Source organism: Rhodococcus sp. EPR-157, from assembly GCF_001647195.1.
In the GTDB taxonomy this organism is placed as follows: Bacteria; Actinomycetota; Actinomycetes; order Mycobacteriales; family Mycobacteriaceae; genus Rhodococcoides.
The window spans coordinates 1-22,605 of record NZ_LVCV01000524.1; the positions used below are offsets into that span (position 1 = coordinate 1).

21 protein-coding genes are annotated in these 22,605 nt (G+C 63.2%); 13 read left to right on the forward strand and 8 right to left on the reverse strand.

All coding sequences use genetic code 11. The features are described from left to right. From A2J03_RS23690 to A2J03_RS23700, 3 genes are all read left to right on the forward strand, one after another. On the forward strand, nt 1-695 hold a 695-nt coding region (locus tag A2J03_RS23690), incomplete at its 5' end, for an SLC13 family permease (RefSeq protein WP_331712392.1). 197 nt (nt 696-892) lie between these two features. After that, complete coding sequence (locus A2J03_RS23695; protein ID WP_068378885.1) at nt 893-2,089, forward strand: CaiB/BaiF CoA transferase family protein; 1,197 nt, start codon at nt 893-895, stop codon at nt 2,087-2,089. Next, nucleotides 2,089-3,594 (forward strand): carboxyl transferase domain-containing protein, encoded by a 1,506-nt coding sequence (locus A2J03_RS23700; RefSeq protein ID WP_068378888.1) that lies wholly within the window; start codon nt 2,089-2,091, stop codon nt 3,592-3,594. The genes A2J03_RS23695 and A2J03_RS23700 overlap by 1 nt, the downstream gene beginning before the upstream one ends. 75 nt (nt 3,595-3,669) lie before the next feature. Here the strand turns inward: A2J03_RS23700 and A2J03_RS23705 are convergent, their stop codons facing one another. Then, nucleotides 3,670-5,103 carry an amidase gene (locus A2J03_RS23705; protein WP_068378891.1) on the reverse strand — a complete coding sequence of 478 codons (1,434 nt, stop codon included), beginning with the start codon at nt 5,101-5,103 and terminating at the stop codon, nt 3,670-3,672. Nucleotides 5,104-5,372: 269 nt separating this feature from the next. Here A2J03_RS23705 and A2J03_RS23710 point away from each other — a divergent pair, with 269 nt between their 5' ends. Then, a complete protein-coding gene (locus A2J03_RS23710; RefSeq protein WP_068378892.1) occupies nt 5,373-6,938 on the forward strand; it encodes an FMN-binding glutamate synthase family protein in 1,566 nt (521 codons plus the stop codon). Nucleotides 6,939-6,971: 33 nt separating this feature from the next. Here A2J03_RS23710 and A2J03_RS23715 read toward each other — a convergent pair whose 3' ends face one another. From A2J03_RS23715 to A2J03_RS23725, 3 genes are all read right to left on the reverse strand, one after another. Then, complete coding sequence (locus A2J03_RS23715) at nt 6,972-7,172, reverse strand: hypothetical protein (protein ID WP_068378893.1); 201 nt, start codon at nt 7,170-7,172, stop codon at nt 6,972-6,974. Nucleotides 7,173-7,327: 155 nt separating this feature from the next. Beyond that, the gene (locus A2J03_RS23720; RefSeq protein WP_068378894.1) at nt 7,328-8,752 is read right to left on the reverse strand and encodes a fatty acid desaturase family protein; all 1,425 of its coding nucleotides are present in this window, start codon (nt 8,750-8,752) and stop codon (nt 7,328-7,330) included. A 31-nt stretch (nt 8,753-8,783) separates the two neighbouring features. Then, entirely contained in the window at nt 8,784-9,881 is a 1,098-nt protein-coding gene (locus A2J03_RS23725; RefSeq protein WP_197480935.1) for a ferredoxin reductase, read from the reverse strand. A gap of 247 nt (nt 9,882-10,128) precedes the next feature. Between A2J03_RS23725 and A2J03_RS23730 the strand changes: the two genes are divergently transcribed. Continuing rightward, nucleotides 10,129-10,683, forward strand: coding sequence for an alcohol dehydrogenase catalytic domain-containing protein (locus A2J03_RS23730; RefSeq protein ID WP_068378899.1), 555 nt, complete (start codon nt 10,129-10,131; stop codon nt 10,681-10,683). A gap of 38 nt (nt 10,684-10,721) precedes the next feature. Here A2J03_RS23730 and A2J03_RS23735 read toward each other — a convergent pair whose 3' ends face one another. Further along, nucleotides 10,722-11,741: an LLM class flavin-dependent oxidoreductase gene (locus A2J03_RS23735; RefSeq protein ID WP_068378902.1), complete on the reverse strand. Its 1,020-nt coding sequence runs from the start codon at nt 11,739-11,741 to the stop codon at nt 10,722-10,724. Nucleotides 11,742-11,820: 79 nt separating this feature from the next. Here A2J03_RS23735 and A2J03_RS23740 point away from each other — a divergent pair, with 79 nt between their 5' ends. The 5 genes from A2J03_RS23740 (at nt 11,821) to A2J03_RS23760 (ending at nt 18,126) form a co-directional block, all read left to right on the forward strand. Continuing rightward, nucleotides 11,821-12,621 carry an alpha/beta fold hydrolase gene (locus A2J03_RS23740; RefSeq protein WP_068378920.1) on the forward strand — a complete coding sequence of 267 codons (801 nt, stop codon included), beginning with the start codon at nt 11,821-11,823 and terminating at the stop codon, nt 12,619-12,621. An 11-nt stretch (nt 12,622-12,632) separates the two neighbouring features. Beyond that, nucleotides 12,633-13,820, forward strand: coding sequence for a PP2C family protein-serine/threonine phosphatase (locus A2J03_RS23745; protein ID WP_068378923.1), 1,188 nt, complete (start codon nt 12,633-12,635; stop codon nt 13,818-13,820). A 44-nt stretch (nt 13,821-13,864) separates the two neighbouring features. Next, nucleotides 13,865-14,497 carry a pyridoxamine 5'-phosphate oxidase family protein gene (locus A2J03_RS23750; RefSeq protein WP_068378905.1) on the forward strand — a complete coding sequence of 211 codons (633 nt, stop codon included), beginning with the start codon at nt 13,865-13,867 and terminating at the stop codon, nt 14,495-14,497. Nucleotides 14,498-14,582: 85 nt separating this feature from the next. Further along, complete coding sequence (locus A2J03_RS23755; RefSeq protein ID WP_068378926.1) at nt 14,583-15,176, forward strand: hypothetical protein; 594 nt, start codon at nt 14,583-14,585, stop codon at nt 15,174-15,176. A gap of 43 nt (nt 15,177-15,219) precedes the next feature. Further along, nucleotides 15,220-18,126 (forward strand): BTAD domain-containing putative transcriptional regulator, encoded by a 2,907-nt coding sequence (locus A2J03_RS23760; RefSeq protein WP_068378907.1) that lies wholly within the window; start codon nt 15,220-15,222, stop codon nt 18,124-18,126. Here A2J03_RS23760 and A2J03_RS23765 read toward each other — a convergent pair. From A2J03_RS23765 to A2J03_RS23775, 3 genes are all read right to left on the reverse strand, one after another. Further along, nucleotides 18,055-18,405, reverse strand: a complete 351-nt coding sequence (locus A2J03_RS23765) for a hypothetical protein (protein ID WP_156520558.1) — start codon at nt 18,403-18,405, stop codon at nt 18,055-18,057. The two genes, A2J03_RS23760 and A2J03_RS23765, sit on opposite strands and share 72 nt — an antisense overlap. A gap of 85 nt (nt 18,406-18,490) precedes the next feature. Then, on the reverse strand, nt 18,491-19,150 hold the full coding sequence (locus tag A2J03_RS23770) for a TetR/AcrR family transcriptional regulator (protein ID WP_068378911.1): 660 nt from the start codon (nt 19,148-19,150) through the stop codon (nt 18,491-18,493). 37 nt (nt 19,151-19,187) lie between these two features. Next, on the reverse strand, nt 19,188-20,690 hold the full coding sequence (locus A2J03_RS23775; protein WP_068378913.1) for a PucR family transcriptional regulator: 1,503 nt from the start codon (nt 20,688-20,690) through the stop codon (nt 19,188-19,190). A gap of 147 nt (nt 20,691-20,837) precedes the next feature. Between A2J03_RS23775 and A2J03_RS23780 the strand changes: the two genes are divergently transcribed. The 3 genes from A2J03_RS23780 to A2J03_RS23790 all read left to right on the forward strand — a co-directional run. Continuing rightward, the gene (locus A2J03_RS23780; RefSeq protein WP_068378916.1) at nt 20,838-21,704 is read left to right on the forward strand and encodes an FAD binding domain-containing protein; all 867 of its coding nucleotides are present in this window, start codon (nt 20,838-20,840) and stop codon (nt 21,702-21,704) included. A gap of 3 nt (nt 21,705-21,707) precedes the next feature. Continuing rightward, complete coding sequence (locus A2J03_RS23785; protein ID WP_068378918.1) at nt 21,708-22,181, forward strand: (2Fe-2S)-binding protein; 474 nt, start codon at nt 21,708-21,710, stop codon at nt 22,179-22,181. Continuing rightward, nucleotides 22,178-22,605, forward strand: a 428-nt coding sequence (locus A2J03_RS23790) for an amidohydrolase family protein (protein ID WP_231912690.1), incomplete at its 3' end; no start/stop codon positions are given. The genes A2J03_RS23785 and A2J03_RS23790, both read left to right, overlap by 4 nt.

Below are 22,605 nucleotides of genomic sequence, written 5' to 3' on the forward strand. Positions count from 1 at the left end.
CGACCGTGATGCGTGGATTCGGTGCGACGACGACCAAAGCTCGCTCGCAAACGGTGACCGTCGAAAACGCGCCGCCTCTCGCTGTCGCAGTCAAGGCGATCACCTTCGATCAGATCCTGACGCTCATCGGCCTTGCATCGCTTGCAATCCTCTCCCTCATCCTCGATCTGGACGTCGGCTTCGTGGCGATGACGGTGGCAGTTGTGCTCGCCCTCGCGTCGCCGAAGGCTCAGAAAGGTGCGATCAACCAGATCAGTTGGTCGACGGTTCTACTCATCGGAGGCGTCCTCACGTTCGTCGGGGTGCTGCAGGAAGCCGGCACCGTCGGATACGTCGGAGATGCCGTGGCAAGCATCGGTATCCCGCTGCTCGTAGCCCTGCTGCTCTGCTACATCGGCGCCATCGTCTCTGCCTTCGCCTCGTCGACCGCCATCCTCGGCGTGACGATTCCCCTTGCCGTGCCCTTCTTGCTCGCAGGTGAGGTAGGCGCCGTCGGCGTGATCGTCGCGTTGGCAATCTCGTCGACGATCGTCGACGTCAGTCCGTTCTCGACGAACGGCGCTCTCGTGCTGGCGAACGCGCAGGGTGTGGACAAGGACGTCTTCTACAAACAGATCCTGAAGTACAGCGCCCTCGTCGTCGTGCTGGGGCCCGTCATCGCATGGGCGCTGCTGGTTGTGCCCGGCTGGCTGTAGGGCTCTCGGTCTACCGGGTTTCGCTTGAATCGAGGGCTGCGCACTGGTCAAGTGCGCAGCCCCGATCAGGACCCACACGGTCGACTTCTTGACTTTCCGCCACTGCTCTGGCTCAATTTAATTGGATAGGCCACTTGGCCACTAAGCCTTTATTGCAGGCTCAACTCCCTCGTTTCGACTTAAGGATCGTGAAGACTATGCCGCTCAATACGACAGGCAGGACCGGACCGCTCGCAGGCACCGTCGTCGTCGACCTGACACGGGCACTCGCGGGTCCGCATGCAGCGATGATGCTCGGCGATCGCGGTGCTGACATCATCAAAGTCGAGACTCCCAAGGGAGGGGACGACACCCGAGTCTGGGGGCCACCGTTCGTGACCCCACGGGATGCCGAGCGCGAGTCGACGTACTTTCTGTCGGCAAATCGCAACAAGCGGTCAATCGCCCTCGATCTGAAGACCGACGACGGTCGCGAAGCGCTCGAGAACATGATCGAGCGCGCGGATGCTCTCCTCGAGAACTTTCGAACCGGTGTGCTCGATCGACTCGGATTCTCACCCGAGCGGTTGGCGGAGATAAATCCGACCCTGGTCGTGTTGTCTATCAGCGGCTTCGGCCACGATGGGCCGGAAGGTGGCCGTTCGGGATACGACCAGATCGCGCAGGGTGAGGCGGGACTGATGTCGTTCACCGGCTCTGGACCGGACGACGTGCAACGCGTCGGCGTTCCCATCGCGGATCTCCTCGCCGGCATGTACGGGGCGTTCGGTGTGCTCGCCGCCCTGCGTGAGAGGGACCGGACCGGCCGAGGCAAGGTCGTTCGCACGTCCTTGCTTGCCAGCGTTGTCGGAGTGCATGCGTTCCAGGGCACGAAATGGACCGTGGCCGGTGAGGTCGGTCAGGCGCAGGGCAACCACCACCCGTCCATCTGTCCATACGGGCTCTTCCCGACATCTGATGGCGCAGTGCAGATTTCCGTCGGCAGCGAAGGATTGTGGCATCGATTCTGCGATGGGTTCGGTATCGACCCGGATCTCGAAGGCATGGCGACCAACCCACAACGCGTCGACAGCCGGTTGGAGGTCATCGAGTTGGTCTCGAAGATCTTCCGTACCTACGACACCGAACCGCTGCTGCAATTACTCGACGACATCGGTGTTCCCGCAGGCAAAGTCCGCAACGTGCAAGAAGTCTACGAATGGGAACAGACGAAATCGCAAGGCCTACTGGTCGATGTCGAGCATGAGACGCTCGGCACCGTGACACTGCCCGGGCCGCCCCTGCGGTTCTTCGAAGCCGACGGCACCGAGGTCACCGAAACGCGCCATTTGGCCCCGCCGGTCCTCGGAGCCGACGACGAACTCGTCCGCAACTGGCTGAAGGAAGCGATCTGATGACCAGAATGACGGCCGTCGAATTGCTGGATCTCGTGATCGACGCAGGAAGCTTCGAGTCGTGGGATACACCTGGCGTGGACTATCTCGTCGACGACGCGTACGCCGTCGAATTGGCAGCGGCACGTGACAAGACCGGTCTCGACGAATCGGTGCTGACCGGCTCGGCGACCATCCGCGGACGCACGGTTGCCATCCTGCTGTGCGAGTTCTCCTTCCTTGCAGGCTCGATCGGCGTGGCGGCAGGGGAACGGCTGGTGGCGGCCGTGCACCGCGCAACTGCGGAAGGACTCCCACTCCTTGCATTGCCGACGTCCGGTGGAACGCGCATGCAGGAAGGGACCGTGGCGTTCCTGCAGATGGTCAAGATCACCGCCGCCATCACTGCTCACAAAGCCGCGCACCTCCCGTACATCGTGTACTTGCGACACCCGACCACCGGAGGAGTGTTCGCCTCCTGGGGGTCGCTCGGGCATGTCACGGTCGCCGAGCCGGGCGCCCTCGTGGGATTCCTCGGCCCCCGTGTGTACGAGGCGTTGTACGACGCGAAGTTTCCTTCCGGAGTCCAGACGGCCGAAAACTTGCAGGCGCACGGACTTGTCGACGCCATCAGATCGCCGGAACAACTTGGCGAGATCGTCGACCGCGCACTGCGGATCATGACGGACAAGACACCCTGTCGGACGCGGGACTCCGACGTCGTCGAGTGGGAGATCGACGATGTCCCCGCGTGGACATCCATCGTTGCGTCTCGTCGCCACGATCGCCCCGGGGTACGTGAGCTGCTGTTCAACACCGCAGCAGATGTACTGCCGCTCAACGGAACCGGCCAAGGGGAGGCCGACCCAGGATTGATTCTTGCGCTCGTTCGATTCGGCGACATGCCCTGCGTTCTGCTCGGCCAGGATCGACGAGGCCAGACGATCAAGACCCCTCTTGGCCCAGCAGCGCTCCGCGAAGCACGTCGGGGAATGCGTCTGGCGCAAGACCTACAGCTGCCGTTGGTCACCGTCATCGACACCGCGGGTGCGGCGCTGTCCAAGGAGGCAGAGGAAGGTGGCCTCGCCGGCGAGATCGCCCGCTGCATAGCCGACATGGTCGATCTGGAGACGCCCACAGTTTCACTTCTGCTGGGGCAGGGGACCGGTGGCGGCGCTCTTGCTCTGGTACCGGCGGACCGGGTGCTCGCCGCGCAGCACGCCTGGCTGTCGCCACTTCCTCCCGAAGGCGCCAGCGCGATCGTCTATCGCGACACCGGTCATGCTGCGGATATGGCGACGAAGCAGGGGGTGCGCTCTCTCGATCTTCTGAGCGCCGGAATCGTGGATCTGATCATCCCTGAGTTGCCTGATGCGGCAGACGAACCACAACAGTTCTGCGACCGGGTCGGGGCGGTCCTTCACCGCGAACTCGGTGAACTCATCGGTCAGGACCCCGACATGAGACGAATTGCCCGTGAGAAGCGATTCAGTCGAATCGGATCCGTGGCAGTCAACAGTGCCTGAGATGCCCGCTTCTCAGTGGCACGGTTGAGTGCACGGGAGGACACTTAACCGTGCCAGTGCGGCGGAGCCGCAATCCTACTGCGCGTCCGACGTGATCTTTCGGAACGGTCGTGCAGCTTCGAGTTCGAACGCCAACTCCAGCAACTTCGCTTCGGCGCCATGGTCGGCCAAGAATTGAACACCGACCGGTAGGCCGTCCGTGGTCTGCGCGAGCGGAAGCGAGATGGCCGGGCCACCGGTGGCGTTGTTGAGTGGAGTGAACGCGACGTACGCGAGAAGCCGCGGGAACAGGACATCGAAACCGTTTGCGGGGGAGAGGAATCCGAGCTTCGGCGTCGTGTGCGCGAGAACCGGTGAGACCATGACGTCGATGTCGGCGAAGGCTTCGTGATACCTGTCCGCGGACCGTCGGAGTCGATGAATCATCTGTGGGGTCCGCCAGAAGTTCCGCATGTATGTGCGCGACAGGCCCCGGGTCAACGCATCCGTTCCGGCCGCGTCGAACGTCGGGTCCATTACCTTCTTCCCGAACGTTCGCACTGCGAATGCCAGGAAGGCCCAGTAGATCTTGAAATCCTCCTGGAACTCGCGAAGATCCTTTTCCGACAACGGCAGCCCGAGTTCGCTGACATCGTGTCCCAGATCGGCCAGTAGGTGGGCGCTGTCCTGGACCGCCAGCTGGGTCGTTTCGTCGACGGGTATGCCCGGCAGTGATTCCGTGATCACTCCGATTCGTAGTCGCCGCTTCGACGGGCCCTCGATCAACCCGACCGGACGCAGCTTCGGCGGGGTTCGGTATCGCTCGATCTGCGCAACGAACGCGGCGGTGTCCCGCACCGTGCGAGTGAGCACACCGTTGGACACGATGTTGACCGGCATTCCCGAGGAATGGGCGTCGGCGATCTCACGGCCGCGGGTGAGCTTGAGTCCTACCAGTCCGCACGCTGCTGCGGGTATGCGAATGGAACCGCCGCCGTCGTTCGCGTGGGCGATCGGGACTACACCTGCAGCGACAAGGGCTGCGGAGCCGCCTGACGACGCACCGCTGGAGTAGTCGGTGTTCCAGGGATTACGGGTCGGTGGCAGAGTCTCGTATTCGGTGCTGGCGTTGAAGCCGAACTCGGGCAACGTCGACTTGCCCAGGCTGATCAACCCGGTCGAGAGGAACTGATCGGTGTAGGCGGCGTTGCGCGATGCTGGGTGGGAGTGAATGGCGAGCGAACCGTGATCGGTCGGCAATCCAGCGACATCGGTGTTGTCCTTGACGAACGTCGGAACTCCGGAGAATACGCCCGCTGACGGGTTCTGCGCGAGTGTGCGTGCACGATCGAAATCGGCAGTCTGGATGGCATTCACACGCTCGTTCACCGCGTCGGCACGTGCTATCGCAGCATCGACGGCCTCGCGCGAAGAGATCTCGCCCGACTCGATTGCCGCAGCGACACCCGTCGCATCGAGCTCGCCCAGCGCATCGTCGGCGAACGCATGTACCCGGCCTGGACGTGACATGAAGACCTGCTTCCTCGCCAGTTCTGTAGTCGACCTAACCGATCGACTATAGGACACTCTCGATCGATTCGATCGAATGTCCACGACTGCGGTGAACGTCAGGCCACGGTTCTGGTCCTATGACGGACTCCCTCGGCCATCCTGTGCTCGTCGCTGGAACCGTATGACGCCTGACCACGCGCGCGGGACCGGACAGTCGCGCAAATGTCGCGTGTTGTTTCACTGTTCGACCGCTCCCGCCACCCCTCACGGTGACAGTGTGATCGACTATGGCATCGAAATGGGTACGGGCATTGCCGCTGGTTCCGGTCGCGGGTGTTCTCGGCGTCGCGGTATACGACCTCACACAGAAACGTCACGCAATCCTGCGTAACTTCCCGGTGCTCGGGCATGCCCGGTATCTCCTGGAAGCGGTCGGTCCGGAACTGCGGCAGTACATCGTCAGCGGGAACGACGAGGAGCGTCCGTTCAGCCGCAACCAGCGGCGGTGGATCTACTCGTCGGCGAAGTTGCAGAACAACTATTTCGGTTTCGGCGCCGACAACGACACCGAGTTCGCACAGGGTTACCCGATCATCAAGCACCGCACATTCTCCGACATCGCACCTGCGACGGCGCAGCACGTGGGTGGCGGCGACACCGTTCCGGCAGCGAAGGTACTCGGCGGGCACCGCGACCGGCGGGGTGCATTCAGGCCGTCGTCCGTCGTCAACGTGTCGGCCATGAGCTTCGGCTCGTTGTCCGCCGCAGCGATCGAAGCACTCAACCGCGGCGCAGCCGCTGCTGGAGCTCTGCACAACACCGGAGAGGGTGGGTTGTCGCCGCACCACCGACACGGCGCCGACCTGACACTTCAGATCGGCACGTCCTACTTCGGATGTCGTGACAGCGCAGGCCGATTCGAACTGTCGCGACTGGAAGATCTCGTTGCCTCCAACCCCGTGAAGTCGATCGAGATCAAACTCAGCCAGGGTGCGAAACCCGGTCTGGGCGGTCTACTTCCCGGGGCCAAGGTGACGCCCGAGATCGCCAGAATTCGAGGAATCGAGGAAGGCGTCGATTGTGCGAGTCCGTCGAGGCACTCCGAATTCGACAGTGTCGACTCCATGTTGGACTGGGTCGAAATGATCGCCGACCGGACCGGGGTTCCCGTTGGCATCAAGTCCGCTGTCGGCAACATGGACTTCTGGTCCGAACTGGTGGACTTGATGAGTACTACCGAGCGAGGCGTCGACTTCGTGACAATCGATGGCGGCGAAGGGGGGACCGGCGCGGCACCGTTGCTGTTCAGCGAATCGGTGTCGCTACCGTTTCGCGTCGGATTTGCGCGAGTATACGAACAGTTCGCTCGCGCAGGCATCGCCGACCACGTCACGTTCATCGGGTCGGGCAAGCTCGGACTGCCCGACAACGCGGTCGTCGCGTTCGCGCTGGGATGCGACATGGTCAATGTCGCCCGCGAAGTCATGATGTCTATCGGATGCGTGCAGGCACAGAAATGCCACACGGACATGTGCCCGACAGGCATTGCAACACAGGGTAAGTGGCTTACCCATGGTCTCGACCCGCTGAGTAAGGCCGACCGAGCCACCAACTACCTGCGGACGTTGCGACGTGACCTGCTGAAGGTGTCCGAGGCGTGTGGAGTGGCACACCCCGGATTGATCACGGCCGACGATCTGGACATCTTGTACGGCCACGAATCTGCGACATCGTTGCGTGAGGTGTACGGATACGAATCGAAGTGGGGCGTTCCCAACGAATTCGACGCGGCTGAGATCGTTCGCGTGATGCAGGGGCCGAGCGGAACCGGCCGTTCGAGCCGAGAGGGATAGCCCGCTACTGCTGCCGGCAGTTCACTGCTGCCGTCAGTCCGACTTCGGGGTCGGTGCGTGGAACGGGATGTGGCTGTCGCGCTCGGCGTCGAGGCGCTTCTCGAAGGCGTCGACCTGCGCGTCGAGCTCGGCTGCATCCGGCACGTTCTCTTCGTGGCCGGGAGCGCCGAGGCCGGGATCGGCCGCATCGATCGAATCGTCGTGATGATGGCGGGGCAGGAAGGGCTCGGTCATCGGTTCATGATCGGATCCGCGCGCAATCGTGTCAACCAACGGCAGATGAATTCATCTGGGTCCGAGTGCGTGCATCAGGACAACGAAAACGCTCCAAGCCTGGGCAACGTCGAAAGACGGTGTTGCCCAGGCTTGGAGCGCAAGAATTACTTCCGTCAGTCGTCGCCGCGGGGCGGTGGTTCGACGTCGACGCCACCGGAGTTGTGCTCCGGTCCGGCGGCAGGGTGCCCGGCGGGAACGCGGCTACGCGAGCGGGCCGCCTCGCTCTCCGAAGGCGTCTCGCTGAACTTGCGACGCCAGGCCTCTTCCGGCCGGTAGGGGCCTGGCTTCGGCCGAATCTTACCGCCGGGGAGGGCCAGCCTCGCGATGGTGCGGTGCACCATGCCCCACTGCTGCATCAGTGGCCCACTGTTGTACGGCAACTGGTATCGCTCGCAGATGTCCTTGATCTTCGGTGCGACCTCGGAGTATCTGGTGCTCGGCATATCCGGGTACAGGTGGTGCTCGACCTGGTAGCTGAGGTTGCCGCTCATGAGGTGGAACAGTGGCCCGCCGTCGATGTTGGCGGCGCCGACCAGCTGCCGGACGTACCAGCCTCCGCGGGTCTCGTTCTCGACCTCTTCCTCGCTGAACGTGTATGCCTGATCCGGGAAGTGACCGCAGAAGATGATCCCGTGCGACCACACGTTGCGGATGATGTTCGCCGTGAAGTTGGCAGCGACAGTGGACAGGAACGTGCTCTCGATACCGCTGAACCTGTTGTCGAGGAACGCCGCCGTCTTGCGCGATGAGCCGAAGCGAGTGGACGAGCGGAGCTTCGTCGCGATGCGCGACCTCTTGCTTTCGCGCAGACGACCACCCGACGCCAATTGCGCCAGAGCGAACGCGCCGGCGCTGATGACCGGCCAACCGACGTAGTCCTTGACGAACTGCTTGCGTGCCTTGACCGCAATACCCTTGAGGTCGCTGATGACATCCTTGGCGGGCTTCTCGCCTCGTCGGATCGCCTCGATGTCGAGGTCGTGCAATGCGACACCCCACTCGAAGAATGCCATCAGGAGGACGTTGTAGAACGGCTGGGCGAGATACACCGGATGCCATTTCTGGCGCGGGTCGATCCGCATGATCTCGTATCCGAGATCTTTGTCCTTGCCGCGAATGTTGGTGTACGTGTGGTGGACGTAGTTGTGCGAGTGCTTCCAGGACTGGGCGGTGGATGCCGTGTCCCAGTCCCACACCGAGGAGTGGATCTCCGGGTCGTTCATCCAATCCCACTGCCCGTGCATGACGTTGTGACCGATTTCCATGTTCTCGAGAATCTTGGCGATCCCAAGGCATGCGGTGCCGGCAACCCAGGCAGGCTTGCTCGTCGAGCCGAGCAGCAGAACCCGACCTGCGACGAGCAACTGGCGCTGGGCAGCGATCACGGAAGTGATGTACTTGCGATCCTTCGCACCAAGGCTCGCATAGACCTCGTCGTGGATGGCGTCGAATTCCTTTGCGAGCTCAGCGATGGTGTCGTCGCTGAGATGCGCCAGTGGATTGACTGGATCTATCCTGGTTGTGTCGTCGATGGTCATGGGTACCCCTTGTCGCAAATGAATCGTGAACTCATAGTTCGATTTCGATGTCGCCCTCGGCTGTGTTCACGCAGATACGCACCGCTTGCCCGGTAGGTTCTGAGACGTCCCCGTTTCGAAGGTCTCGTAAACGCCCGGACTTGAGCGTGCCCACACAGGTATGGCAAATTCCGATGCGGCAACCGAAGGTCAGATCGAGACCTGCGTCTTCGCCGGCGGCCAGGATAGTGGTGCTACCGTCGCACTCGACGTCCTTGTTGCTGTTGGTGAATCGGACCGTACCGCCCTCACCTGCGTCATCGCCCCCGCCGATGACAGGTTGGAAGCTCTCGTGGTGGAACCGATCGTAATCTCCCTGGTCCTTCCAGTAAGACCGAAGATCGTCCAGATGCTCTCCCGGACCCGAGCAGAACGCGTCGCGCTCGCGCCAGTCAGGGACGAGCGCGTCCAGCTCCGAAGCCTTCATCCGGCCTTCGTCGCTGGTGATACGAAGCTCGAGGCGCAGCCCGTCGTGCTTGGCCTCCAACTCCTCGAGCGTCTCGGCGAACATGAGCTGTTCACGGGTGTGCACCGAGTGCACCACCACGATGTCAGTCACCTGGTCGTGGTGATCGAGACTGCGCAGCATGCTGATGATGGGCGTGATGCCGCTGCCCGCGCTGATGAACACCATCTTGTCCGGGATCGGACTCGGAAGCGTGAACTCACCCTCCACCTCGCTGAGACGGACGATGTCGCCCGTCCTGATGGTCCCCACCAGGTACGGCGAGACGGTGCCCTCCGGTACCAGCTTCGGGCTGACGCTCACGAGGCCGTCGACAGGTTCGGGATCGGACGTCAACGAGTAGGCCCGCCAGTGATAGCGGCCGTCGATGAGAACTCCGAGGCGTACGTACTGTCCCGGCGTGTGACCTGCCCACTCGAAGCCGGGCTTGATGAACACCGATACCGCATCCGACCCTTCGGGCGCGACGCGCACCACCTGACCCCGCAACTCCCGTGTCGTCCACAAGGGGTTGATCATCGACAGGTAGTCGTCGGGTCTCAGCGGATTGAACAACATTCGGACGGCGCGCAACGCCGTCCTGCGAACCAATGAAACCTGGGGCTTGGCCCCCCGCTCTGCCACGACTGCAACGTAACCGCCACACAGCGGGCTTCGTGTGGAAATCGGCTAATTGGACCGAATATTTTTGTATTGCAAGCAGATTGGAGAACAGAGGAGGGTCTCTGGGGCACACGAATGCCCGAGCGCTCTGCGCTCAGCAGTAGGTATTACCCGCCGGTAGCTTAGTCAAACGTCACCATACTGCCCTGCGGACTCGAACGCCGCCGCGGTCGAGCGTTGCGAGGCGTGACTACAGCACAATGAACCGATGAAAGCAGCAATGTACGAGACGTTCGGCGGGCCGATCGAGATCCGCGACATACCGAATCCGACGTGCCCGCCGCACGGGGTCGTCGTCGAGGTCGCTGCTACCGGTCTGTGCCGGAGTGACTGGCACGGCTGGCGCGGTCACGATCCTGACATTCCGCTGCCGAACGTTCCTGGTCACGAACTGGCCGGAACCGTCGTCGAAGTCGGGGACCTGGTCGAAAGTTTCGCCGTCGGCGCCCGCATCACGGTCCCGTTCGTCAATGCCTGCGGGGACTGTCCACCGTGCCGGCGCGGCGACCAGCAAGTGTGCGATGTCCAAACTCAGCCCGGTTTCACTCACCACGGGTCGTTCGCGGACCGTGTTGCGCTCGACCACGCAGACGTCAATCTGGTGTTGCTCCCCGACGAGATCGACTTCGACACCGCTGCAAGTCTCGGATGCAGGTTTGCGACTGCATACCGAGCGGTCGTACAGGTAGCCGGCGGGCGTCCATCGGCTGCCTGCGTCCGCGTGGCAGGCACCATGCGTCGGGTGCAGGTGCGGGCGGGGTGACAATCGTGCATCCGTGACGACTGCCGTCCCGGCCTGCCTCAGCGCCAGCCCAGCGCGGGTGCCACCTCGGTGAGTAGCGATTCCATCACGTGTGCGCAGTAGTCGACTCCGAGTTGGTTGGGAACGGTGAGCAGCACGGTGTCGGCAGCGGCTATGGCCTCGTCAGCGGCAAGTTCCTCGATGAGCCGGTCCGGTTCGCCGGCGTAGGACTTGCCGAAGCGGGCGATGCCTCCGTCGATGTAACCGACCTGATCCTGCCCGTCGGTTTGCTGCCCGAAGTAGGCACGGTCCGTTTCGTTCACTATCGGAAAGATGCTCCGACTGACCGAGACGCGCGGTTCGTGTGAGTGCTGCGCGTCTGCCCAGGTCTTGCGAAAGCGCTCGATCTGCTCGGCTTGGAGTTGGTGGAACGGGACTCCGGTGTCCTCGCTCAGTAGCGTCGAACTCATCAGGTTCATGCCCTGCTCGGCGGCCCATTCGGCAGTCTTACGGTTGCCGGCTCCCCACCAGATCCGCTTGCGCAGACCAGCAGAGTGCGGTTCGAGACGAAGCAGTCCAGGCGGATTCGGGAACATGGGCCGAGGATTGGGCTCGGCGAATCCCTTTCCGTCGAGGAGGTCGAGGAACGTGCGAGTGTGATCGCGGGCCATCTCCGCGTGGTCGGTACCGTCCTTCGGAACGTGACCGAAGTATTTGTACCCCTCGATCACCTGCTCGGGCGATCCTCGGCTGATGCCGAGTTGTAGTCGGCCTCCCGAGATGAGGTCGGCCGATCCCGCATCCTCGGTCATGTAGTACGGGTTTTCGTAGCGCATGTCGATGACTCCGGTGCCGATCTCGATGGAGTCGGTCTTGGCGCCGATCGCTGCGAGCAGCGGGAACGGCGAGGAGAGCTGGTTGGCGAAGTGGTGTACGCGGTAGTACGCACCGTCGGCGCCCAACTCCTCGGCAGCAACCGCCAGATCGATCGACTGCAGGAGTACGTCCGAAGCAGACCGCGTCTGGGACTGCGGCGACGGCGTCCAGTGACCGAACGACAAGAACCCGATCTTTTTCATTGTCGCTTCAACATGAGGTGCGAGATTCCTATTCCGCCTCCGCTCTCACCTGCGAATAGGCGGGTGAGACACTGTGTCGGTGGATGTGCGCGCAAGGAACAATGTGTCGATCGTGGGCGTGGACAACGGTCCGACGGTCATGCTTGCGCACGGTTTCGGCTGCGATCAGCATCTGTGGCGGGCCGTCACGGACCTATTGACGCCGACGTGTCGCGTGGTGCTGTTCGACCATGTGGGAGCCGGTGCCTCGGACCTGGCGGCATGGGACGAGGAACGCTACTCGTCTCTCGATGCATACGCGGCCGACGTCGTGGATATCGTGACCGACCTCGATCTGCGAAACGTCACGTTCGTCGGCCACTCGGTGGCATCGATGATCGGTGTTCTGGCTGCCGCGGCGCGCCCGGACTTGTTCGCCAGGCTCATTCTGCTGACACCGTCACCCCGGTACATCGACGACGGTGACTACCGAGGAGGCTTCAGCCGCGCCGACATCGATGAACTACTCGACTCACTCGACAGCAACTACCTCGGTTGGTCCAGCCAGATGGCTCCACGGATCATGGGCAACCCCGATCGTCCCGAACTCGGCGAAGAACTGACCGAAAGTTTTTGCAGGACAGACCCTGCGTGCGCCCGATCGTTCGCCCGGGCTACCTTTCTGTCGGACAACCGGGCCGACTTGGCGCGCGTTGTGACTCCGACGCTCGTGATCGACTGCGCGAACGATTCGCTCGCACCACCGTCGGTGGGGCGCTACGTCTGCGACAACATCGCAGGCAGTTCGTCGGTCACACTGGATGCGAGCGGGCATTGCCCACACGTGAGTAATCCGGACATCACTTCGCAGGCGATTCTGTCGTTCGTCGACTTCTCATGATCGACCGCCCGATGAACGACGCCGACCCTCTGCTGCACGACACAGCCGAGGATCTCTACGAGTTCGCACCATGCGGCTACCTCTCGACCTGGCCCGACGGCAGGATCGCGAAAGTGAACGCCACCCTGTTGAAGTGGCTCGAATACGAGCGTGGAGACCTGCTCGGACGCCGTTTCGCGGATCTCCTCACAGTCGGCGGTCGAATCCACTACGAGACACATTTCGCGCCGTTGCTCCTCACTCGCGGCTCGATCGACAGTGCAGCACTCGATCTCCTCGATTCGCACGGCGAGCAGCTTCCGGTCTTCGTCACCGCGAACACCCGGATCGGGCCGGACGGGGTTCCGGCCCTGATTCGAATCACCGCACTCGACGCTCGGGAACGACGCTCCTACGAGCGCGAGTTGATCGAGGAACGTCGACGTGCCGAATTCGAACGTGAGCGGGTGCAGGTACTCGCCACCACTCTGCAGAGATCCCTGCTGCCCCCGTCGTTGACGCCGCCTTCGGGGGTCGACGCCGACGCGTACTACCACTTCGCCTCGAACTACGACGTCGGGGGAGATTTCTACGACCTGTTTCCATTGTCGGACAATCGGTGGGGGTTCTTCCTCGGCGATGTGTGCGGCAAGGGACCCGAGGCTGCAGCCATCACGTCGTCGACGAGGTACACCCTCCGTGCAGCAGCGGTGTACGACCGAGATCCGGTAACGGTGCTGCGCGATCTCAATTCGCTTCTCCTGCAGGAGTTCGGACAGGACGCGGCCAAGTTTTGCACGGTCTTGTTCGGAGTCATGACGCTCGGTGGGGGTGGACTCGACGTCGAATTGGCCAGTGGCGGACACCCGCCGGCGATCCTGCTCCGAAAGGCAGGCACCGCAGAGTATTTGGGCACGGCGGGCGGACAACTCGTAGGGATTCTTCCTGATGCTCGGTTCGTGTCGACTTGTGTTCGGTTGATGCCGGGGGACACCGTGGTGCTCTATTCCGATGGCTTGACGGAGGCGCGGACCGGAGTAGGCCGCGAGCGCTACGACGACGACGGAGCTTTGCTCGAATTCGCGAGGGCTCATGCGCCGTCGAGCGCGCATCGGATCGTGGACGCACTCCGCGAGTTGATGGAGAGTTTCGGCACCGGACTGGAAGACGATGCGGCGATCATGGCGTTCGGGTTGCCTGAGTCGGATCACTCCGTCTGAAACTCGCGTGACCCGCCGTCGGGTCGGTTGTTAGTCTCGCAGGCGTGGAATGGGACGAAATTCGAGACCCCGAAGAGTTGACAGAGATGTTCGGCACGCCGAGCTATCGCGCTGCGAACAAGGACCGCTCCGCGCTTCACCCGCTCGACGTCCAGTGGCTCGCGCATTCCCCGTTCTGCTTGATCGGCACAGCCGGCACCGACGGTCGGTGCGACGTCTCGCCGAAGGGAGACCCCGCAGGCGAACTCGTTCGTGTGCTCGACGAGAAGACGATTGCGATTGCCGAGCGTCCGGGAAACAAGCGCATGGACGGCTATCGAAACGTCCTGGCGAATCCGTTCGTCGGTATCAACTTCTTCATACCGGGTCGTGGCGACACACTTCGGATCAACGGTGGCGCCCGCCTCGTCAAGGACGCACCGTTCTTCGACGAGATGTCGGTGAAGGGACATCGACCCATCCTGTGTCTCGTCGTCGACGTCGAACAGGTCTTCTTTCACTGTGCCAAGGCGTTCATGAGATCGCGGCTGTGGGAGCCGCAATCCTGGGATCCGACGGTGATGCCTACGGTTGCGGCCATCACGAAAGCAGTCATGCCGAATTCGCCCGAGACGGTTGCCGAACTGGAAGAGTACTTCGGCCCGGCCTACGAGAACAGGCTCTACGAGAGTCAGTAGCTCGAGTCCCAGTGATTTCCCAGTGGTTCACGCCATCGTGTGGTCGTCGAAGTTCCACTCGGATCACACACAGGGAGTAGTAACCATGACCGTCACCCAGAACACCGCCCCCCGTACCGCCACCCTCCAGGGGATACGTGTGACCGGCATCGGATTGGCCGTCGCCACCGCTGCGTGGGCGCTCTGCATGACTCTGATCGGCGACCTCGAAGGATTCGGTTGGCAGACGCTCGTCGGGGGAGCGACCGCGATTGCATTCCAGATTGCCATCATCCGCCTCCTGCTCCTGCAGGTGCGGACGAATGCGATGGGCACCGGTCGGGTGGCGAAGGGCTTCTACATCGCGCAGTTCGTGTTCATGGCAGGCGCGCTGGTGTCCTCGACGTTCGACGCGTTCTGGCTGATCCAAGGGACCCCGGTCTGGGCGGCGTTCGACATGTTCTGGCCGCTGTCGATGCTCGGGATGGTGGGTATCGGTGTGCGCATCGCCATCGCTGGTCGCTGGACCGGAATCGTTCGTTGGTGGACCCTGTGGGCGCAGTCGTGGTTCGTGGCCGCCATTCCGGTGGTGCTGATCGCGCGCGACGCAGGCCAGGTCGTGGGTTCCGTCCAGTTGATCGCAGGGTATGTCGTCCTGGGAATCATCTTGGCAAAGCTGGGAACGGTCACGCCGAAGTAGCCTGTAGGGCGACGGAAGCCGAGGCACAACTTATGATCCATCGGTGCCGACCGTTGACTCCGCGACCAGCTCAGGGCTGGAGCTGCGTGTGCTCGGGCCCCTCGAGGCCTTTCTCGACGGCGCTGCGGTCGCACTCGGTGGCCCGGTCCCGCGCGCACTCCTCGCGAGGTTGGTGATCGCCGACGGCCGAATGGTCACCGACGAGACGCTGATCGATGACCTGTGGGGCGAACAGCCACCCCGCACCGCCTCGCTCACCCTGCAGGGATACGTATCGACACTCCGCAAGGCTCTCGAGCCGCACCGGGGAAGCGGCAAGCCGAAGGTCCTCGTCCGAAAAGGGCCGGGTTACGCACTCGAGCTGCCCTCAGGCTCCGTCGATTCCAAGCGGTTCGTCGTGGCCGCATCCCGCGGCAAGCAGGCCCTCGCTGCCGGCGATCCTGCTGACGCCGAACGAATGCTGGGCGAGGCACTCGAGATGTGGCGCGGGCCGGCATACGCCGACTGCGCGGACCGTGAATTTGCCGTGGCCGAGATTCGACATCTCGACGAATTGCGGCTCGACGCGGTCGAGGATCGCATGGATTCCTCCGTGGCCTTGGGCAACAACGCCTCTGCCGCAGCCGAACTGGAAGCTCACACCCGCGAGTACCCGTTGCGAGAGAGGGCGTGGGAACTGCTTGCCACCTCGCTTTACCGGTCGGGAAGGCAGGGCGACGCACTGGCAGCGCTGCGCACCGCCCGGGAGCGTCTGGCAGAGGAACTGGGTGCGGATCCACGACCGAGCCTGCTGGCGTTGCACGACGCCATCCTGCGTCAGGATCCGTCGCTCGACGCCGCCGCTGCGGCACCGGCGGCGCGCTCGCGCGGTAGCCATGTCCCCATTCCGCCGACACCGCTGGTCGGACGCCAGGACATTCTCGGCGATGTCGCAGATGCCACGTCCGCGCATCGTCTCGTGACGCTGACCGGGCCCGGTGGAATGGGGAAGACACGCCTCGCGCTCGAAGTCGCGCGGCTGCGGAGGGATTCGGACGGCCCGTGGTTCGTCGAACTCGCCGACGTACGCGACGGGGACCTGCTCATCGACGCGATCGCGACGGGACTGAACGTGACGGTGTCGGGTGGGGCTCCCGCACTGATAGCGATTCTCCGGGATCGTGAGACTGTGCTCGTGCTGGACAACTGCGAACAGATCGTCGAACCCATCGCAGCCTTCGTGTCCACGTTGCTCGCGTCGAGTCCGGGGATTTCGGTCCTTGCCACCAGCCGCGAAGCTCTGGGTGTTTCCGGCGAATTCGTGTACGAGATGCCGTCGCTGTCTGGCGGTCCGCACGGGGAGGCCGTGCGCTTGTTCGTGGAGCGAGCAGCGTCGCAGATGGGCGGATGGCAACCCGACGTCGACGAGTTGGGGCTGCTCGAGAACCTCTGTCAGGAACTCGACGGCATGCCGCTGGCGATCGAACTCGCGGCCGGGCAGTGCCGGACGTTGTCCGTTCGGCAACTCGTCGACAACATCGACGACCGTTTCGCGGTCCTACGAGGCGGCCCGCGCAACAATGTTCGCCACTCGACCATGCTGGCCGCGGTCGAGTGGTCGTATTCCACCCTCGGTGGCTCCGAGCGAACCCTGTTCCAAAATCTGGCGATTTTCGACGGTGGTTTCGACCTGGATGCGGCGCGCACCGTCGTCGGTGAGTCGGACATCATCGGTGATCTGGGAACGCTTATCGACAAGTCGCTCGTCAAGTCGGTCGGCGGTGATCCCCGTCGGTATCGCATGCTGGAGACGCTCCGGAGTTACGCAGCGCTACAGCGTGATCCGGCTCGAACCTCGGATCTGCGCCAACGCCACGCGGAGTGGGTGATCCAGATGGCAGAGGGGGCGTATTTCGGTCTACGCGGACCGGATTGTCCGCGGTGGATGGCACGGCTGGATCGCGATATCCCCAACGTGCGAGCAGCTCTCGATCACCTCGACTCTGCATCCGAGACGTACTTGCGCATAGTCGGCAGTCTCTATTGGTATTGGTACCGGCGCGGGCATGTCGCCGAAGGGCTTCGATACCTCGAACCAGCCATGAAGGCGAAAGACATCCCGGTCGGGGTCCTCGTCCGGGCGCTCGCCGGTCTTACGATCACGCGATACCTGGCGGGTGACATCTCCGGTCTTCTCGAGTCGTTGTCCAGGCTGGCCGAACTCGAACCCGACACTTTTGGCGACGATATGGCCAGATCCGACGTGCTCGTCTCGCTTGCGTTCTTCGAAGCTGGAGCAGGAATGACGGAGCAAGCGCTCGGCCATGCAAACGAAGCGCTCGAACTGGGAACTGCCATGGACGCGCCGTATACGAGGGCGGAGGCCCTGATGTCCGCCGGCACAGCGTACTTGCGCAGCGGAGACCTCGAACGGGCGCAGGAACTGCTGGAAGCGTCGGCCGAGGTGTCGGCCGAGTCCGGCTACCAGTGGTGTGAGGCGTCGGCTCTGTGGATCCACGCGAAGGTCGATCTGGCGCGCGGTGATTGGGGTGGACCGGCCGAACTCAAGCTTGCCCGCATGATCGACGCCTGCGACGTTGTGTCCGATACGTCGTCATGGATGGTTGGCCTGGCGACGCTGGCATATGCGTTGTTCCGTCGGGGCGACTTCGACTCCGCCGCACAGTTGCTGGGAGTTGTGGGGCGACACACCGAGTTGAGCGGCTACGTTCCTGCCACGATGGACCCGATCGACATGGGGCGGTACGACCAAGAGATGCGCACGTCCATCCCGCCCGAGATCCTGCGGGCAGGAGGCGCGATCGGTCGCGAACTGGACCGAAACCGGGTGCGTGATCTCGTCCTCACGCTGGTTCCCCTTCTGCCGACTACTGCGCACTCACCGTCGCGACAGGGCGAAGACGACATCCCAGCCTGTGGCCGCGTCGAACGGACCGAGGACTGCGGGTAGCTCGCACGTGGCGACCGACTCGGCGACCGCCGGTGGAAGGTCATCGACCGGTATGTCGCCGAACACGGCGTACGTCGTCGCCGCCGACAGGCTGTATGCGTCCGCGGCTGTGCACACGAACAGCGGAAACGTCACCTCGGTCGCCAGCGCCTCGGAGCGAACCCTGAGCCATTCCAGGAACATCTCGGCATCCTCGCGGTCGCAGAAACTGACGCGTGCGGCACGCACTCGGCTGGTGGTCGCACTGTCGATGAAGTTGTCGAGAGTAGGAGCACTCATGAGGGTCGGTCTCACTTCCGTTCGCTGGGAGTCTGCAGACGAGAGTGCACGTGCCCACTTGGAAACGACTTGGAGACGACGGATGTCAGTCGAGACGCCCGAACGCCACCGCACCGAGGATGGTGTGAGCACCGGCGATGATGCCGTCCAACGGTTCCGAGTCCGGCGCAAGCAACCACTGCTGCGTCATCATCAGAACGGCGCCGACCAGCCCGATGGCGAGAGTCCGTCGATTCGGACCCGCGAGACCGTTGGCAATCCCGACGGACGTTGCGAGGGCGAGCACCGCGTCGACGAACAGGGACGTCGTCTGCCGATACAAAGCATCGATCTCGGCCGAGACGCCGAGCACCTCGAGCAGAACGATGCGCGCAGAACGTGGATCGTCGGCAATCGTGCGAAAGAAGTTCGACAGTGCGGCTTGAAGAACTTCCTCGGCACTGGTCTCGGGTCCGATCGCTGCACTGGTGGTAGGCGGGTGGATGCTGGTCAGCATCGTGGCCGTTGCACGTCGGTAGACCGCTTCGAGCAGGTCTTCGCTGCTGTCGAACGATTCGTAGAAGTACCTCTTGGTCAAGCCCGCCGTCGCGCAGATCCGATCGATCGAAGCCGAGCGGTATCCGGTTGTTCCGAACACCTCGACAGCGGCGTCGAGGAGCTGCTCGCGCCGCGTCTCGCGCCGCTGCCCGGGTGTCGATCCGCGGTACGGGCGGCCGGTGGCGGTGTCGGTTTCGGAAGTGCTCACTCAGCGATCTTGACACCGATCGGTATCAGATGGGAAGTCACGCGAGGCGCAGCGCCAGATAGAACTCGACCCTGTCCTCGAGTCGGGAGAGATCGCGGCCCGTCAACTCTTCGATTCGCTGGATCCGATAGCGCACCGAGTTGACGTGAAGGTGCATCTGATCGGCGCACTTCGTCCACGACCCGTTGGTGTCGAGGAACGCAGACAGGGTCGCAATCAGGTCGCTCTTGTGGACGTCGTCGTAGTCGGCGAGGGGCGTGAGCAGCCGTGAGCGGAACATCCGTCGAACATCGTCGGGAACTCCGGCCAGCAGTAATACGAGGGTGGCAAGTTCCTCGTGTCCGACTACGTAGCGGTCGTCGTTGCGACGTGCGGCGAGCTGACGAGCATGTTTGGCCTCCTCGACGGCGCTGCGGATGTCGCGTGAGGCAACGAGGCTGCTGACGCCGATGGACAGTCCGGTACCCGTCAGTCCCGGGGCGAGGACTTCCACGGCTCGTTCGATTGCCGGGGTGAGGTCTTGGTCGGCAGGCACGATCGCAATGACCTCGCCGTCGGTGATGCCGACTGCCGAAAAAGAGGACGCCGAGGTCTCACGAACCAACTGACGAACTTCGCCGAGGCGTAGCACATCCTCGGACACTGCCGCTGCTATTGCGATATAGCGTGATTCGACCGGAAGGCCGATGACGTACATCTGCTGCGCAATGTCCGACGCCGACGCTCCCTCGGACACTGCACGCACGAATTCCTGTGCGAGGATGCCGGATCCGGTGTGCCTGTCGTCGGATCGGGCACGCTCGACCGCGACGATGGATGACAACTGTTCGGCGAGCGCCAGCCTCTCCGGATGCCATGTCTGCCAATCGCTTCGGACAGCAACGAACCAGTCGACGACCCGGGCGGCGGAATCGCTGTCCACCGGCAGCAGGGAGATTCCGTACTCCTCGACGTAGTGGGGAAGCCTCCGAGCGGTCAAGAACTCGTGGGCGAGGAAGACAGGGTCCGGAATGCCTTCCGGACCCGCGAGGACGTTGCCCGACGCCGTGGACACCCAGCACTCCATCCCGAGTTCGGTGCCGACGAGATCGAGCAGCGGACCTATGCCGCCCGGTCCGGTGCTTTCGACAAGGCGTTGGTGTCGGTCGAGGACAGCCTTCAAGTCCGACGTTCTCGCCGTCGACAACTGGCGGACGACGACCTCGGTAACCGTCGCAAAAGCGACGTCCGCGGGAACCCGGAACAGCGGCAACCCGTGCTCGCGGCATGCGGCCACGAGGTCGTCGGGGACCAACCCGCCTTCGGATGCTGCAACCGCCGCGACCCCGGCCTTGGCGACGGAACTGACGAAGGAATACGAGTCATCAGAATCGGTGTGCCACACCAGGCCGGTAAGAACGAGCTCGCCGCCGGTCAGATAGCGACTCGGATCGAGCATGTCGGTGGTGACTACCCATCGGATCACCGGATCGAAGTGCTCGGGTGCGACTACCTGCTGCAACTTCAGGTCGGACAATCCCAGCAAGTCATGCAGTCTCACGGCCAATCGACCTCGCTCTTTGTAGGAACCTCCAGAACCTACACTGTGATCACCGTCATAGTTCGTCGTTATTGTCTCTCGTTCGTCGGATGTCGCGCAGGTGTACTGGATGCACACACCCGGCATCGAAAAGTTGGAGCGAGCACGATGGACTTTCTACGGCCACAGACCTGGGCCGACGCACTGACGGCCAAAGCCGACGACGTCGATGCCGTCCCGATTCAAGGCGGCACCGACGTCATGGTCGAGATGAACTTCGACGTTCATCGGCCGGGAGCTCTCCTCGATCTGAACCCCATCAGCGAACTCACCACCTGGGAACAACTGCCCGACGACACGCTGCGCATCGGCGCGGGGATGCCGTACGTGCGCATCATCGAGGAAGTCGGAGACCGGCTTCCCGGCATCGCGCAGGCCTCCCGGACCGTCGGATCTCCGCAGATTCGAAACCGGGGGACCGTAGGCGGCAACCTCGGCGGTGCATCTCCCGCCGGCGACCTGCACGCACCACTTCTCGCCGCAGGGGCAGTGATCGAGGTGGAGTCGGCTGCCCGCGGAACTCGGATGATTCCGGCCGCCGACTTCTACGTCGGGGTGAAGCGGAACTGCTGCGAGCGCGACGAATTGATCAGAGCGTTCCACGTGAAGCCCGCCGCCGGTCCGCAGTACTTCTCCAAGATCGGTACGCGCAACGCAATGGTGATCGCGGTGTGCTCCTTCTCGATAGCTCTCTACCCCGGTGAGAAGCGAATCGGAACCGGACTCGGGTCCGCTGCGCCGACGCCCCGGCGGGCTTATGCTGCCGAGGAATTCCTCGCCGGCGAGGTCGACTGGTCCGGTCCGTTGGACGACCGGGTGGTCGTGCGATTCAGCGAACTGGTCTCGGACGCTGCGAGCCCCATCGACGATGTTCGCGGCACTGCGAACTACCGCAGGCATGCATTGGCCGTCATGGCGAAGAGAACCCTCGGCTGGGCTTGGAAAGACCTCGGCAACAACGGAAAGGCGGCGTGAGACATGCGCGTCACGTGCACGGTCAACGGTAAGGAATTGGAAGCCGACGACGTCTGGGAGGGCGAGAGTCTGCTGTATCTCCTGCGGGAGCGGATGGGATTGCCCGGTTCGAAGAACGCATGCGAGCAAGGTGAGTGTGGTTCGTGCACGGTCTATCTCGACGATGTACCGGCATGTGCATGTCTCGTGGCAGCCGGTCAGGTCGAGGGTCGGTCGGTCCGTACCGTCGAGGGCCTGGCCGACGGTGACACCCTCGATCCGATGCAGGAAGCGTTCGTGGAATGCGGGGCGGTGCAGTGCGGATTCTGCACCCCCGGTCTCGTCGTGCAAGCGCACGATCTCGTCGAACGGGTACCGAATCCCTCCGATGCAGAGATCCGCGAATCGCTCGCCGGAAACCTCTGTCGCTGTACCGGATACGAGAAGATTCTCGACGCGGTGCGGCTCGCAGCAACTCGAAAGGCCGAGGCCCGATGACGAAGACCATCATCCACAACGCGTACATCGCTCCGATCGTCGGCCACGAGATCACGAACGGCTACGTTGTGATCGAGAACGGCATCATCTCGGCGCTCGGATCCGGTGAGGCTCCCGCTGTCGACGGTGCCGAGAGGATCGACGCAGGCGGCGCGCTCCTGACCCCGGGCTTGGTGAACACGCACCATCACCTCTACCAGTGGGCCTCCCAGGGACTGGCGAAGGACAACACCCTGTTCGAGTGGCTCGTCGCGTTGTACAAGCCGTGGTCGAAGATGGACGCGGAAGTCGTCGGAGGCGCTGCTGCAGCAGGTCTCGCGTGGCTCGCGAAATCCGGATGTACGACGACGACCGACCACCACTACATCTTCCCGAAGGATCGTGGTGATCTGTTCGCTGCGGAGATCGAGGCCGCTCGCCGTAT

Excerpts from the sequence above, each read along its gene's own strand:
- A2J03_RS23780 (WP_068378916.1), top strand. The coding sequence starts at position 20,838 with ATGGACTTTCTACGGCCACAGACCTGGGCCGACGCACTGACGGCCAAA.
- A2J03_RS23715 (WP_068378893.1), bottom strand. The coding sequence starts at position 7,172 with ATGACCGAGCCCTTCCTGCCCCGCCATCATCACGACGATTCGATCGAT.
- A2J03_RS23785 (WP_068378918.1), top strand. The coding sequence starts at position 21,708 with ATGCGCGTCACGTGCACGGTCAACGGTAAGGAATTGGAAGCCGACGAC.
- A2J03_RS23700 (WP_068378888.1), top strand. The coding sequence starts at position 2,089 with ATGACCAGAATGACGGCCGTCGAATTGCTGGATCTCGTGATCGACGCA.
- A2J03_RS23695 (WP_068378885.1), top strand. The coding sequence starts at position 893 with ATGCCGCTCAATACGACAGGCAGGACCGGACCGCTCGCAGGCACCGTC.
- A2J03_RS23710 (WP_068378892.1), top strand. The coding sequence starts at position 5,373 with ATGGCATCGAAATGGGTACGGGCATTGCCGCTGGTTCCGGTCGCGGGT.
- A2J03_RS23730 (WP_068378899.1), top strand. The coding sequence starts at position 10,129 with ATGAAAGCAGCAATGTACGAGACGTTCGGCGGGCCGATCGAGATCCGC.
- A2J03_RS23745 (WP_068378923.1), top strand. The coding sequence starts at position 12,633 with ATGAACGACGCCGACCCTCTGCTGCACGACACAGCCGAGGATCTCTAC.
- A2J03_RS23720 (WP_068378894.1), bottom strand. The coding sequence starts at position 8,752 with ATGACCATCGACGACACAACCAGGATAGATCCAGTCAATCCACTGGCG.
- A2J03_RS23735 (WP_068378902.1), bottom strand. The coding sequence starts at position 11,741 with ATGAAAAAGATCGGGTTCTTGTCGTTCGGTCACTGGACGCCGTCGCCG.
- A2J03_RS23705 (WP_068378891.1), bottom strand. The coding sequence starts at position 5,103 with ATGTCACGTCCAGGCCGGGTACATGCGTTCGCCGACGATGCGCTGGGC.
- A2J03_RS23765 (WP_156520558.1), bottom strand. The coding sequence starts at position 18,405 with ATGAGTGCTCCTACTCTCGACAACTTCATCGACAGTGCGACCACCAGC.
- A2J03_RS23755 (WP_068378926.1), top strand. The coding sequence starts at position 14,583 with ATGACCGTCACCCAGAACACCGCCCCCCGTACCGCCACCCTCCAGGGG.